General features: G+C 44.2%; 13 protein-coding genes. 6 read left to right on the top strand and 7 right to left on the bottom strand.

Features of this window, described 5'->3' with window-relative positions:
* Positions 1–32: 32 nt before the first annotated feature.
* Both LYZ37_RS17825 and LYZ37_RS17820 read right to left on the bottom strand, forming a co-directional pair.
* Entirely contained in the window at positions 33–725 is a 693-nt protein-coding gene (locus tag LYZ37_RS17825) for a flavin reductase family protein (protein WP_272788176.1), read from the bottom strand.
* Between the two features lie 85 nt (positions 726–810).
* Positions 811–1,311 (bottom strand): fasciclin domain-containing protein, encoded by a 501-nt coding sequence (locus tag LYZ37_RS17820; protein WP_272788175.1) that lies wholly within the window; start codon positions 1,309–1,311, stop codon positions 811–813.
* A 194-nt stretch (positions 1,312–1,505) separates the two neighbouring features.
* Here LYZ37_RS17820 and LYZ37_RS17815 point away from each other — a divergent pair, with 194 nt between their 5' ends.
* The gene (locus LYZ37_RS17815; protein WP_272788174.1) at positions 1,506–2,381 is read left to right on the top strand and encodes an AEC family transporter; all 876 of its coding nucleotides are present in this window, start codon (positions 1,506–1,508) and stop codon (positions 2,379–2,381) included.
* On the opposite strand, the gene soxR is transcribed toward LYZ37_RS17815, so the two are convergent.
* The gene (soxR, locus tag LYZ37_RS17810) at positions 2,355–2,819 is read right to left on the bottom strand and encodes a redox-sensitive transcriptional activator SoxR (protein WP_272788173.1); all 465 of its coding nucleotides are present in this window, start codon (positions 2,817–2,819) and stop codon (positions 2,355–2,357) included. The two genes, LYZ37_RS17815 and soxR, sit on opposite strands and share 27 nt — an antisense overlap.
* Positions 2,820–2,916: 97 nt before the next feature.
* Here soxR and LYZ37_RS17805 point away from each other — a divergent pair, with 97 nt between their 5' ends.
* Complete coding sequence (locus LYZ37_RS17805) at positions 2,917–4,122, top strand: MFS transporter (RefSeq protein WP_272788172.1); 1,206 nt, start codon at positions 2,917–2,919, stop codon at positions 4,120–4,122.
* Positions 4,123–4,144: 22 nt separating this feature from the next.
* Here the strand turns inward: LYZ37_RS17805 and LYZ37_RS17800 are convergent, their stop codons facing one another.
* Positions 4,145–5,056, bottom strand: coding sequence for a cation transporter (locus tag LYZ37_RS17800; protein WP_272788171.1), 912 nt, complete (start codon positions 5,054–5,056; stop codon positions 4,145–4,147).
* Between the two features lie 331 nt (positions 5,057–5,387).
* Between LYZ37_RS17800 and LYZ37_RS17795 the strand changes: the two genes are divergently transcribed.
* On the top strand, positions 5,388–6,029 hold the full coding sequence (locus LYZ37_RS17795; protein ID WP_272788170.1) for a helix-turn-helix domain-containing protein: 642 nt from the start codon (positions 5,388–5,390) through the stop codon (positions 6,027–6,029).
* A gap of 50 nt (positions 6,030–6,079) precedes the next feature.
* Here LYZ37_RS17795 and LYZ37_RS17790 read toward each other — a convergent pair whose 3' ends face one another.
* Both LYZ37_RS17790 and yegD read right to left on the bottom strand, forming a co-directional pair.
* Entirely contained in the window at positions 6,080–7,990 is a 1,911-nt protein-coding gene (locus LYZ37_RS17790; RefSeq protein ID WP_272788169.1) for a methyl-accepting chemotaxis protein, read from the bottom strand.
* Between the two features lie 221 nt (positions 7,991–8,211).
* Positions 8,212–9,564, bottom strand: coding sequence for a molecular chaperone (gene yegD, locus LYZ37_RS17785; protein WP_272788168.1), 1,353 nt, complete (start codon positions 9,562–9,564; stop codon positions 8,212–8,214).
* A 156-nt stretch (positions 9,565–9,720) separates the two neighbouring features.
* Here yegD and LYZ37_RS17780 point away from each other — a divergent pair, with 156 nt between their 5' ends.
* From LYZ37_RS17780 to dgcA, 3 genes are all read left to right on the top strand, one after another.
* Positions 9,721–10,587 (top strand): LysR family transcriptional regulator, encoded by an 867-nt coding sequence (locus LYZ37_RS17780; RefSeq protein WP_272788167.1) that lies wholly within the window; start codon positions 9,721–9,723, stop codon positions 10,585–10,587.
* 96 nt (positions 10,588–10,683) lie between these two features.
* The gene (gene dgcN, locus LYZ37_RS17775) at positions 10,684–11,688 is read left to right on the top strand and encodes an N-acetyltransferase DgcN (protein ID WP_272788166.1); all 1,005 of its coding nucleotides are present in this window, start codon (positions 10,684–10,686) and stop codon (positions 11,686–11,688) included.
* 11 nt (positions 11,689–11,699) lie between these two features.
* A complete protein-coding gene (gene dgcA, locus LYZ37_RS17770; protein WP_272788165.1) occupies positions 11,700–12,668 on the top strand; it encodes an N-acetyl-D-Glu racemase DgcA in 969 nt (322 codons plus the stop codon).
* Between the two features lie 48 nt (positions 12,669–12,716).
* Here the strand turns inward: dgcA and LYZ37_RS17765 are convergent, their stop codons facing one another.
* A complete protein-coding gene (locus tag LYZ37_RS17765; protein ID WP_004749433.1) occupies positions 12,717–12,911 on the bottom strand; it encodes a hypothetical protein in 195 nt (64 codons plus the stop codon).
* Between the last annotated feature and the right edge of the window lie 322 nt (positions 12,912–13,233).

The raw sequence follows: 13,233 nt of genomic DNA, 5'->3' as shown, positions 1-13,233 counted from the left end.
GACCCCTTAACTCAACTACCATTCAACAAGGCTCAGTCTAATTCAGCTTTGTTAGTGATCCATTGTGTTATCTGACCAGAAAGCGACAACGGGTTTAAACTTTTACCGGGCTTGGCATAGTCGAGACGATAAAGCCTTTGCGTGACATGGTAACTGTCTAATCCGCTAATCGCCACAATGTCCATTGACTCTGCATCGACGTAGCCGTCTGGCTGAATCGCAGTTTGTGGAAATCGACATTGTTCAATTTCACCAACTACTAATACCGTATTATTGGCTTCTATCACGTGATGCTCTGTCAACTTAAGGCCAATTTTCAAACTGCTTTCAAATACATAAGGGGCTCTAAACCCATCTTCAAAAAATGGCGTGAGCCCTACTGCTTCAAACTCTGATTCTTGCTTGTCGTAACGAGCAGAAGTTTGATGTGCGATGGCGGCAATATCTGCTTCGACTGAGTTAATAGTAAAAACTTCAGTTGTTAAAATGTTTTCTAACGTATGCCTCGCAACCGAGTTAGGTCGACTAATAAAACCAATCAAAGGTGGGTTAGAGCCGACATGAAATACGGAACTGACAATCGCCAAGTTTTCGTTCCCCATGTCATCAATAGTTCCAATCAAATTGGCACTTTTAAAACCTGTTAAGCTGTTGACTAGCTTTGCTCGATATCTCGCTTCCATAAGGGAAAACTGTTTGCGAGTAATATGCAGCTCTTCTCTCATATGTTTCACTGTGTCTATATTCGATACTACAAATGGACAAGACAAAGCCCTTAAAGCTTTGTCTTATCCATTTCGTTACAATGCGCTACTTGGGTAGAGTCACTTGGTCAATAACGTGAATCACACCATTGCTCGCTACCACATCTGTCGCAACAACATTGGCGTTATCTACCATTACCTTGTTATTCATTGTTTTAATCGTGATGTCTTGACCTTGCACCGTCGTTGCTTTTTCGAGATTTACGACATCAGCTGCCATAACTTTTCCTGGCACTACATGATAAGTGAGTACTGCAACGAGTTTATCTTTGTTTTCCGGTTTTAGCAGAGATTCGACAGTCCCTTCGGGCAGCTTAGCAAACGCCTCATCCGTTGGAGCAAACACAGTAAAAGGCCCTTTACCTTTTAGCACGGTAACAAGATCGGCAGCTTTAACAGCAGCAACCAACGTATTAAATGAGCCGTTTTCAACCGCTATGTCTACGATATCGGCTTTCTTCATACCGTGTTCATGCGCCTGAGCAGGGAGCACAAATGTAAAAAGAGCGATAAGAGCGGTCGAAATAATTAGCGAATATTTGAACATAGTTTCTTCCTTAATGATTGGGAGGGTGACCCTCACTGAGCAATAGTCCTGCTCCGGAAACCTGTTACGCACCGCTGGGCAAAATCGATCATTTCGACGACGTGCACTTATCAAATTACTACACACTTGACCTGTTTAATCACCTAAAAATCAGTTACTTTGACAACTAGGATTTAAAACGTTCAGGGCAGGACATGTTTCAGCAAGTCGTAGGCATACTTTTTCCAGTTTTTGCATTAGTGGCTGTGGGCTACTCTGTTGGGCGTTGGTTAAAACCCGACTTCAAGCCGATCAATCGCATTAACATGGATGCCTTTACCCCTGCCCTAGTCTTCTCTTCACTGGTTGCGATGCCGCTAGATACTCAGCAAGTGCCTTTGCTCACTGCATCCCTCGTTGCTGTGCTGCTACCGGGACTGGTAATGATTCCAGTATGTAAGCTGTCTAAGCTGAGGTACAAAGCTTGGGCTCCACCACATATGTTTCGTAATAGTGGTAATTTGGCAATTCCACTATTCACTTACACGTTTGGGGATACTGCTCTCGCTTCTGCGGTCTTACTGTTTGTGGTTTCTGCCTGTATCCACATTAGCCTTGGTTTGGCGCTGCTCAGTGAAGGGAATCCGTTCAAACAGATCATCAAAATGCCGATCTTTCTTGCCGCAAGCGCAGCGCTTATCCTCAATTTATCTGGTATTGGTGTCTGGTCACCATTGTATGAAGCAACTGTTTTGCTCGGGCAAGCGGCTGTGCCAGTGATGCTGCTCTCTTTAGGGGCTCAAATGTGTAATATGAGGATGAGTGGCCTTAAGGTTGGTCTGCTTTGCACATTGCAATCTCTGTTTACTGGTGCGATTGCTTTCGCCGTTATTTACTTCTTTATTCCGTTGCCAACGATGCAATTACAGATGATGGTACTTTTCACCATGCTGCCACCTGCCGTGATGAACTACTTATTCGCTGAACGCTTTCAAATAGAGCCCACCAAGGTGGCTTCAATGGTTCTGTTTGGCAACTTCTTTAGTATTTTAACCCTGCCGTTACTACTCGGATTCGCTCTCTCCCTGTGACCATTCCTCTGGATTGGTCAGCAAAGTTTTGCCTTTGAATGTTTCTGCGCGAATGTCTTGCGGATTGTAAATCACGCAAGACTCCATCGAGAGACAACCGCAGCCAATGCAGCCCCCTAGATCATCTTGAAGTGCTTTTAGTTGCAAAATTCTGTGCTCAAGCATCTCTTTCCACCCTGAGGCCATGCGATCCCATTGCTGCCTATTTGGTGCTTGATGCTTAGGTAATTGATCAAGAGAGTGAACTATTTCCTCTAGCGTTAAACCGACTTCCTGTGCTGCTTTAATCACTGCGATCCTTCTCAGTACACTACGATGATAGCGCCGTTGGTTGCCTTGATTGCGCCAACTATGAATCAAACCTTTTTGTTCGTAGAAATGCAGTGCTGATACTTTTACTCCGGCACGCTTTGCGACTTCCCCTACGCTCATTTCCATATAAGCCTCCAAATTAATTGAATAAAGTGCTTTACCTCAAGTTAGCTTGAGGTTTTAGAGTAACACCAAGTTGGCGAATATACATAAGGAAAATTCAATGAACCTACTCGCAAAAAGCAGAACCTTACCTTATCTTTCCGGACGCTTTTTTGATGGTATTTCATCTGGCTTGTTTATGATGGCCCTGCCTTGGGTGATGCTTGAATCAGAAAACATGGGCACCTTTGTCGCCCTAATCGCACTCGCCTGTACCGCAACCTCGTTTGTCCTTACCCCGTTTTTCTCTACTTTGATCGACAGACACTCGCGCAAATCACTACTGGTTTTAGTCCAATTGATTCAGTCCGCAACTGCTATGGTTGTCTTCTTTGCTTATTGGCTGTCTGACGGATCACATTGGTTACTTGCCGCAGCACAACTTGTTTTCTGGGTAACAAGTAATTTAGCTTGGACAACTAATAATGCGTTCACTCAAGAAAACTACGATCTGCATGAATACGCGTCTATCTCAGGCAAGCAGGAGATCGTTATGCAAGGCACAACTCTTGGTGCGGGTGCATTGGGCGTCATATTACTGCAAGCATGGGGAATGCTAGAGTTCGCAGCTTTTGCGGCAAGCGCTTCGGGCATCGCAACGCTTAGTTATATCGTAACGCCCTACCGTAGAAAATTACGTAGCTCACACAAGGTTCCGTTTCTTGAGCAGATGAAAGAGAGTAAGAATATTTTCGCTAAGCAACCACGCTTCTATGCTTTTATTATGCTCTCTTGCCTTTCCTATCCGATACTGACCTTTTTGGGTAAATTGGTTCCGATTTGGTTTGCAGAAAATGAGGTCTCTGGTGATTGGTATGCAGGCTATAACATTACTTTTGGTTTAGGTTCACTGCTCACTGGTGTATTACTTAGCAAGCTGCTGTCATTAACCTCGCACCAAACAACCATGCAGTATTCTATGGCAGTTGTGGCACTTACCCTAGTCGGTATGAGTCTCTCGCAACATCCTGGCTATATCTTGCTATTTACTCTGTTTTTTGGCTTCTTTAACGCATTAAATCGCATCGCACGTACCAATTGGATGCATCACACTATTGAAGTGAATCAACGTGGTCGAGTAGATGGAGGGCTAGCCATGTTCTCAACTTCGGTGCAAAGCATCAGCTATGTTGTGATCGCAGCTCTGGCTCACTACGGCACAACTCAATATGGGTTTATGCTGGCTGCCGCCGTTATGTTTGTTGCCGTCGGTGTGATGATTCGACTCAATCAAAACGACTCGTTGAAGCCACTATTAGCCTCTTAAACTCTTCCTTGTCGAGTGGTCGTTAGATAACGACCACCTCTACGTCAACAAAAGGATATTTACTACTCAGCACTTGAGTAAGTTTCGTTTTTTGCTCTCGCCATAATGCCTCATCGTGTTGCTGCAACTGCTGCAAAGACACACCAATCACGACCAGATAGCTAGATCCTGTTTTGCTGATATTGAGCTTTTCTATTTCTTGATTAGCAAAATGATCTGTCACTAAAGTTGAAATCTCTTGATGCTGCTGTTCGTTTTGCAGTTTTCCACCCGCAAGTTCAACAAACGCCTCACGAATAATGCCAATTGGCTGACCAATCATCAGTAACGCCAAAATCAAAACCAATAGCGCATCGCCAATATAAAGAAGGAAGTCAAACTGGCTGCCAACTTGAACGTAGCCAATAACAACCAAAATAGCGCCGGTCGAAGCAGAAAGTACGCCATCGATCAGTGAAGATTTTTGATCGACCTTAAGCATCGAGCTGCTGTTAGCAATCTTCTTATTCTGAAAGTAATAAAACGCAGATAACCCCCAACAAATCGCCACCATCGCAATCGCATAATAGACAATCACACCGGTTTTAATTGTTGTTAATTGCGCTCCATTTAAGTAGCTGACAATTTTTGAGCCGTTACTGACGATTGCCGATATAACAACGCCTAGCAGCAACAAGCCTTTCATTAGGCTATATAACGCCTCTGTTACGTATAAACCAAACGGATAGGTTTCACTACGTAACGATTTTATTTGGGTAATTTTTAACGCCACAATAGCCGTCAGAAATAGAATAAAAGACATATTGCCATCAAGTAGCAAAGCCTCTGAGCCTGACAAGTTGTAGGCTGCCCAACCCGAAAACGCCATCACCAAGTTCGCTGCTATTCCTAGCTTTAATGCGCGCTTCTCTGTTTGAGCAATTTGATCTTTCATTCCACTGTCCTTTTCCACAACGACTCGTCTAGTGTGTTAACCAAAGAGTGACATTCTAATAACGGCTTGCACGACCCGCAATACACAAAACCTCTCTAGGACAAGCCAGCTGTCCTTAATCAAAACTTTGATAACCTCTTATCTACTAGTATGTTGCAGAATCTGTTAATCATTTTTGAAATAAATACAATTTATTGATTATTATCCACCCAAATCAGAAACTTGCTCGGGAAATTTGAGAGATCACGACTTGCATGGTTTTCAAAAAGAGCATATATTTTCCTGTAGTTTCATATTTGAGAAGAATACTTACCCGTTAAGGTTTCCATCGATGCAAGATAATTACCAAGACAGAATCATTGCTCTTTTGAAAGAGCGTGGAGAGAACAACGCGTCACTGGCACAAGGCATAGGTAAAGGTAAGGCAACAATTGGTCGCTATCTATCAAAATCAAGTAACCGCACCTATCCAAGTCTAGAAGAACTTTCTGATATCGCTCGCTTTCTTGAAGTCGAACCACACTGGCTATGCTTTGGTATAGGTGACAAATCAACAGATAAAGAAACAATCAACCTGTTATCTGATTCAGAAGCAGCGACCATCAATATCTATAAGCGTACAGATGTGCATAAACATCTAACTACCGCAGACGCGACTCCTGTAGACACAATGCCTGTCGCAAAAGAATATGCCGATTGCTTCGGTGTCATCTACCCAGTAACAGGCGCTATGTCCAGAAATTGGAGCTGCTATGCTCTTATCACTAAAGAGAAAGAGTGGGCGAACGATGATATTGTCCTCGCGCGTATCGGTAATAACCCGACTCCAGACTTTTTCACCTTGGTTAAGATCGCTGACAAAGTTCACGTATGGTACGGTGAAGATACAGATCGCAACCCTATCAATACGATTGACGAAAGTGAAATTGAAGTTATTGGTGTGGTTCGTTGGGGTGTTTGGGCGCGTCGTTAAGCTCAAGCAACGGATAGAGAAGAGGCACTTTACAGTGCCTCTTTTTGTTATTAATCGAGTTTAAATCGACCCACTATTCCAGTTAATTTCTGGTTCATATCAGAGATATTCTGAGCTTCCTCAAGAGCCTGTTGGCCATTACTGTCCAACTCACCAACTATGTCATTAATCGCTGACATATTGCGGCTCAACTCTTGAGTCACGCTACTTTGCTCTTCAGCCGCCGTTGCAATTTGAGTGCTCAAGTCATTGATATCGGTAACGAATTGAGTCATTACATCTAAGCTCTCTGCTACCTCACCTGCACCTTCAGCAGTTTGTGCACATTTCTGTTTGGTCGAGTCCATCGAATCTACAACAGACTGGCTACCACGTAGCAGACTTCCTAGCGCCGCTTCAATTTCTTCAGTACTGGTTTTAGTGCGGCTCGCTAGGTTACGTACCTCATCAGCAACAACCGCAAAGCCTCGACCTTGCTCACCTGCACGGGCAGCCTCTATTGCAGCGTTTAGCGCTAACAAGTTGGTTTGCTCTGCGATATCACCAATCACGCCCAATATTGTGTTAATTCCATCGGTTTCTGATGCCATGTTATTTACATTTTCAGAAGCCGTACTGACATCATCAACCAAGTCCTGAACATTGTTTTGCGCCAGTGTGACGGTATTCTTTGATGTCGCACTCGCTTCACTTGCTTTATGCGTGAGCTGAGCAGTGTTTGCTGCATCCGTCGCCATTGATTCTGCGGTTGAGTTCATCTCTTCAATTGCCGTCACGACTTGCTCGGTTTCTTGCACATGGTTTTGAAGAATGACGCTATTACGCTGGCTTTGATCTTTCATTCGATCAACGTTTTCATTCAGGTGATCCGTGACCTCTCGAATTTCTAACATCATGCTTTGTAAGTTGTTAATAAAGGCATTGACCCCCTCGGAAATCTGTCCAAGATCGTCATTGGTCTTCACTTCAATGCGTTGCGTTAAATCTCCATCCCCTTGGCTTAGGCTAACAATGGTCTCTTTGAGAATCAGGATTGGGCGATAGAGAACATTCATTATCAACAGAGATAAAACCACACTAATGATCGTCGCAATCGCTGCAGTGACGATTGCACTTTGGCGAGCAGCGGCTAAATCAGCAAATACGACACTTTTTTCTAGCCCAATAACAAAGTACCAACTGTTGCCCGCGATGTTGATTTGGTGAGAGAAGAAAAGCTTCTCTTTGTCACCCATAAACCCGTCATAGACTACTTCCTTTACGCCCACGGTTCGTTTCGCGACATCACTAAGCCATGGGTATTTCTCAGCCTTCTCCCCAGCAACAACTTCTTTAACCGAAGAAGCCAAAACCGTATTGTCATGGTTAATGATCATGGCAACGGCACCGGGGATCTCATTGGCGTTTTTTACAATTTCGTTTAGGAAGCCGAGCTGCATATCGACCGAAATCATACCACTCATGGTCTTACGCACAATCGAAACCCAGTAGGTATCGCCATCGCTACTCAAATATGGCTCTGTCATCGCTGCTGAACTGCTTTGGCGTCCGAGCTGATACCAACTTCTGGTTGTCACGTCGCCGTTGTATTTATGATTTGGCCAAGTCTTTGCCGTTTGGTTCCAGTATGCGTCACCATTGGTAAACGCGACGACGGAACTGTTCAAATTCATTCCACCAGCGATAAGGTGAGTGAGATTGATAAAGTCCTGTTCAGTACCGGTAATAGGTGCATTTTCGAATTGTTTACCGAGTTTATCTAAACCCGCCACCTTCTCATTCAGTTTATTCTCTATCTGCTCGGCTTCACTTTCCACATACCCTTGGTTACTACTCGTAATTAAATCGACCAGCGTTTCTTTCTGTTCAACGTAAGCAACATAGCTTGAAATAGAGACCGAAAAAACAACCAAAGCAATGATGGAGATAAGTAAGAGTCTTCTAAAACCTAAATTCCTCATTACAGCAATTCCTTATTTTAATCATTATTTATGTGTGGCTTCTAATACGTGAAACTTAGTGCCAATGTTAAATATATAATTAAATTGTGGTATTTCTGTGACAAAAATCCAGAACTTAGGTGCAATAATTCAATTACTAATAGGTTAATCAATTATGAGACATAAATAACAAGCAAAACTGTGATCTCTCTATATGCAAATACATGTTATAAATCTGTGAGTTACGTATAGATAATGCTTGCCCAACGTGCTAGCCCAGCCGTCACTGAACCAAAATAGTTACCGCTAACAATAGGGGTAGATGGCAATATCGCATTCACTGCGCCTCTTAAGATCGGTGAGCGAGCAGAGCCTCCTGTCATATAGACCACATCGGGCTGAATGCCGCTTTGATTAATCGCTTCTTTGACTAACGCTTTAATCTTCTCAGTCGGAACTGAAATAGCCTCTTCCATATCCGATTTTAAGACAGGAATAGAGACCAACTCATTAATCAACTGAATTTGCGCTTGATAGTTTTCTTCATCACCCAACGCAATTTTGGTCTGCTCGGCTTCTCTGATGACGGCATATCCCAGTGTGCCCTGATATAGTTCGAATAGTCGGCGTAGTTTTTCTGGGTTCTGCGCTTCCTTAATCAGTAGTTGCAACTGTTTTCGATTATCATGACCATAGAACTTACGCTGTGCTTGAACATCATTAATGGCAATAGGATTCCAAAATTGGGTAGTCGGCACTTCTAACCCTGCTAGATTTTGCGTTCCCATACCAAACTCAGGCATAAACTGCTTAAACGCGGTAAAAATATCTAGATCGTTACCACCTACCATTTGACCAGAGTGGGCTAACAGTGAATCCCTACGATCTTGTTTTCCCGCCCATGTTGGCCCCATGCGTAAGAACGAGCAGTCTGTAGTACCACCACCAATATCGACAACCAAGACATTTTTATCCTGTTCTAATGAGGCTTCATAATCCAACCCAGCGGCAACAGGTTCAAACTGAAACTCGACATCTTTGAAGCCCGCCCTTAAAGCGGCACGACGTAAGATACCTTCGGCTTGAATGTTAGACTCTTCTCCACCTCGACCAAGAAAGTTCACCGGGCGACCAATCACGGTTTGGGTCACCTCTTGCTCTAGAACCGCCTCCGTTCGTTGGCGAATGTTCGCCATCATGGCACACACCAGATCCTCAAAAAATGACAACTGCATATCGCGCAGCCCCATTGCACCTAAAAACGATTTGGGCGATTTAACGTAGTAAACGTCTTGAGGGTCTTCTAAATAGAGGTTGAGCGCTTCATGGCCAAACTTAACATCATCACTGCGCACATCCAGGCCTTCTTCGGCATTGAGTTTAATCGCACGACGAAGCATCTGTTCTCCGGCTGCATCAGAGGGCTTAATTCCTAGGATTCTAAATAGGTATTCCGACACCACTTCTGACGTTGGAGCACACAAGGTTGACGGTATATAAAAATCCTCTCCAACCAAAGGAATCTGTTTCACCTGTCCATCGACTAGCGTTGCAACTGAGCAATTCGCGGTTCCATAATCAAATCCAATAAACATAGTGGCAGCACCTCTTCACTGTTTAGCCTTATTTTGGCGAGCCGGATAGTAAAACCTACACTAGTAGACAGGTCAATAGCGAAAAAGGCTTCTTTTTTAAATACCTAAATTCATTTAAAGTGATTGAAGGATAAATGAGCGAAGGGATCGTCAGCGGTGAATTTAAGACAGCTTGAAGTGTTTTATGCAGTAATGAAAACAGGCACTGTTTCCGGCGCAGCAAAACAGCTTTTTGTTTCCCAACCCAATGTCACCCGCGTTTTATCTCACACCGAACAGCAGTTAGGTTTTGCCCTATTTGAACGCGTTAAAGGGCGTTTGATCCCAACTAAAGAGGCCAAGTTGCTGTTACCTGAAGCAGAAAAGGTTTATCAACAGCTAGGACAATTTAGAAACCTGACCAACAAAATCAAAGCAGGAGAAAAACACCTGACGATTGGCGCTCCGCCGATTCTTGCTACCATCTTACTTGCCCCCATCGTAGATAAAATTTGCCGCGAAACCGATTATACCGTTGAAATTTCTACTGGTAACCGCGACGAGTTATGCGATGTTTTGATCAAAAATGAGCTAGATTTAGCGATTGGGTTTGGTGACGAAACGCCACCAGCAATCGTAAGGCGCGAGCTACTAAACGAAGAGATGACGGTATTAACGCCACTGAAGAGTTCTGCTCAAGCTAGCTATTCACTTTCAGAACTTATAGAGAATGAATACCCCTTAGTTGGGCTAGATACGCGCGATCCATTAGGGTTGCGACTTCACCAAGCTATTCATGCGGTAGACGCCAGCTATCATTCTAAAATTTCAGTAAGAAGCTACAGCGCCGCCGCAGAGCTTGTCACTTATGGAAACTGTAACGCGGTCGTAGACCCATGGACAGCGCAGCATTATCAGAACAAGGTGCAAACCGCTCAGCTCGAACCTGCCATTAGAGTCTCTGTTTCTCTACTTCATGCAGAGCACTACCCATTATCGATCGCGGCCAAGTGGTTTGTGGAACAGCTTGACGCCAGCCTATAACCTAACGTTATATCCAACAAATAGATAAGCATTCGAAACAAATTCTGCACCTAGATAAAGTCTTGTTATTGCAAACAATCAATAACAAGGATGCTTATGTCAATTGCTCAACCTTACCTTCTCTTTCTTGGCGATGTTACTGATCCAATCGCAGCCAAAACAGCCCGTGGCATTGCCCTGTGGCGCCCAGAAACCTGTAAGGGGCAACTGAGGCTGAACGAAGAAGCCGTGTCATTAGATTTACCTGAGTTATCCTTGCAACAAGCGAAAGAGCAAGGCGTCAAAACCCTAGTTATAGGCACCGCCAATGCAGGTGGCGTTATCCCAAAGAGTTGGCAACAGACGTTAATTCAAGCAGCTGAAATGGGCTTCAACATTGCGTCTGGAATGCATAGCCGCCTATCCGATATTCCTCAGTTAAAGTTGCTCCAAGAACAAGGCAGATGCCAACTTCACGATGTACGCCACTTTGATCAGTCACTTGCAGTCGGGAATGGTAAGAAACGTCTCGGTAAGCGCCTTTTAACCATCGGCACCGATTGCTCAGTTGGCAAAATGTTTACTGCCCTAGCACTTGAAAGGGCTCTCAAAAAGTACTCCGTAGATGCGCGATTTAAGGCCACTGGGCAAACGGGCATTTTGATTGAGGGTTCGGGTATTTCAGTCGATGCCGTAGTAGCAGATTTTATTTCAGGTGCAGTAGAAGCGATTAGTCCTGACTTTACAGATCATGAGTGGGATATTATCGAAGGCCAAGGCTCGCTTTTTAACCCTTCTTTTGCTGGCGTTAGTCTCGGGTTACTTCATGGCGCTCAGGCAGACGCTCTGGTGCTTTGTCACGAAATCGGACGAGCGCATATTCGCCATCTACCTCATTGCCCTGTCCCTTCAATCGAAGAGACACTGTCAGCCAACTTAGCCGCTGCGAAGCTCACTAACCCCAATGTTCAGATTGTTGGCATAAGCTTAAACACCTCAGCAATCAGTGAAGAGGAAGCGCGCGCTTTATGCGCCGATTGGCAAGAGCAATTCAAGGTACCTGTGACAGACCCGGTTCGCTTTGGTATTGATTCTATTGCTCAACATATTGCTCAGCTTTAAAGGTGGCTAAGATGCGCATTGAAGCCAAAGCTCACTCAATTAAGCTTGCCACTCCGTTTGTTATTTCTCGTGGTGCCCGAACTCACTGTAACGTCGTTAGAGTGACTATTCGCTTAGGGAACTGGCAAGGAGTCGGTGAATGCACTCCTTACCCACGTTATAACGAAAGTGTTGAATCTGTCCTAGAGCAAATCGAAACTTGGCAAGTGAATCTGAAGCACTTAACCCCAGTACAAGCCAAGCTGCAATTGCAAAACTTCCCTGCGGGTGCAGCGCGTAATGCCTTGGACTGCGCATTGTGGGCACTAATAAGCGATATGGATGAACTCGGCTTTCCCGCACCTTACTTCGACGTTAACCCTGATATAGAAACGGCAATGACGGTATCGATAGGCAGTGCAGAAGCCATGGGAGAGCAAGCGCGCCAATATGCCCAACAAGGGGCAACTTTACTCAAGGTCAAACTTGATGAATCAGACATAGAAAACAGAGTTGAAGCAGTAAGACAAGCCGCGCCAAATTGCAAAATCATTCTTGATGCCAATGAAGCTTGGCAGGATATGGAGTTAGAATCGCTGTTCCATAGCCTCGCTCACTATGATATCGCGATGATTGAGCAACCTGTTCCTGCGGGTCAAGATGAGTTATTGCAAGGCATTGATCATCCAATACCGCTTTGCGCTGACGAGAGCTGCCATACCAAACAAGACCTCTTTTCACTAAAAGGCTGTTATGAAATGGTCAACATCAAGCTAGATAAAACTGGCGGGCTCACCGAAGCGTTTGCACTTGAAGCTCAAGCGCGCTCGCTTGGCTTTGGAGTCATGGTTGGCTGCATGTTAGGCACGTCCTTAGCCATGAAAGCGGCATTGCCAATCGCGACTCGTGTAGAAATCGTCGACCTAGATGGCCCTGTTTTGCTGGGGCAAGATGTGGAGAATGGGTTGATATACAGTGATGGTAAATTGCATTTATTGTAAACAACGAAAAGGCAGCCATTGGGGCTGCCTTGGTGATTCTACTTGTTGTTACACGTCGAGCGACATGCCAATTTGACTGAGCTTGGTTTTGAATTCATCAACGCTTGATGCTTCGTAGGTGGGTGAGCCGTTAAAGTATCTTGGTTTTTCAGGAAGCATCGCATTCTTTAACGCTTTTTCTTGGTCAATATCATCATGGTATACGGTGACGCGATTAGGGATGTCCTGTTGGAATTTCGCCATTGTGTTCTCCTTTCCTCTGACGTTTTACTCAAATAAAGCTTAGGAAACCTCCTCCAAGTGTCAAAGTGAACTTTCGTACCAGAAAAGACTACTTAACCAAACATTACACTTTGATATATAAGACAAAAACTAAAGCTACTGCACAGAATCAAAGCTCGCATTTATGCCATTTCTGTGAGCTTTTCCCAATTTTTCACCTCTATTACTAACTTATTTAACTGAAACAAAGGCAGGGATAATATCGCCTTCCACAAAATATGGCTTATCAATATTAACCCTTGTATAGATAATCTCTTTAAGTAAGAGACCAACCAATATTATA

The organism is Vibrio tubiashii (assembly GCF_028551255.1).
Classification (GTDB): Bacteria; Pseudomonadota; Gammaproteobacteria; order Enterobacterales; family Vibrionaceae; genus Vibrio; species Vibrio tubiashii_B.
The sequence above is the reverse complement of the archived record's forward strand: the minus strand, read 5'-3'. Positions and strand labels throughout refer to the sequence as shown.

Coding starts and splice junctions, on each gene's coding strand:
- LYZ37_RS17790 (WP_272788169.1), bottom strand. CDS start 7,990: ATGAGGAATTTAGGTTTTAGAAGACTCTTACTTATCTCCATCATTGCT.
- LYZ37_RS17820 (WP_272788175.1), bottom strand. CDS start 1,311: ATGTTCAAATATTCGCTAATTATTTCGACCGCTCTTATCGCTCTTTTT.
- LYZ37_RS17825 (WP_272788176.1), bottom strand. CDS start 725: ATGAGAGAAGAGCTGCATATTACTCGCAAACAGTTTTCCCTTATGGAA.
- LYZ37_RS17800 (WP_272788171.1), bottom strand. CDS start 5,056: ATGAAAGATCAAATTGCTCAAACAGAGAAGCGCGCATTAAAGCTAGGA.
- LYZ37_RS17765 (WP_004749433.1), bottom strand. CDS start 12,911: ATGGCGAAATTCCAACAGGACATCCCTAATCGCGTCACCGTATACCAT.
- LYZ37_RS17815 (WP_272788174.1), top strand. CDS start 1,506: ATGTTTCAGCAAGTCGTAGGCATACTTTTTCCAGTTTTTGCATTAGTG.
- dgcA (WP_272788165.1), top strand. CDS start 11,700: ATGCGCATTGAAGCCAAAGCTCACTCAATTAAGCTTGCCACTCCGTTT.
- dgcN (WP_272788166.1), top strand. CDS start 10,684: ATGTCAATTGCTCAACCTTACCTTCTCTTTCTTGGCGATGTTACTGAT.
- soxR (WP_272788173.1), bottom strand. CDS start 2,819: ATGGAAATGAGCGTAGGGGAAGTCGCAAAGCGTGCCGGAGTAAAAGTA.
- LYZ37_RS17795 (WP_272788170.1), top strand. CDS start 5,388: ATGCAAGATAATTACCAAGACAGAATCATTGCTCTTTTGAAAGAGCGT.
- LYZ37_RS17805 (WP_272788172.1), top strand. CDS start 2,917: ATGAACCTACTCGCAAAAAGCAGAACCTTACCTTATCTTTCCGGACGC.
- yegD (WP_272788168.1), bottom strand. CDS start 9,564: ATGTTTATTGGATTTGATTATGGAACCGCGAATTGCTCAGTTGCAACG.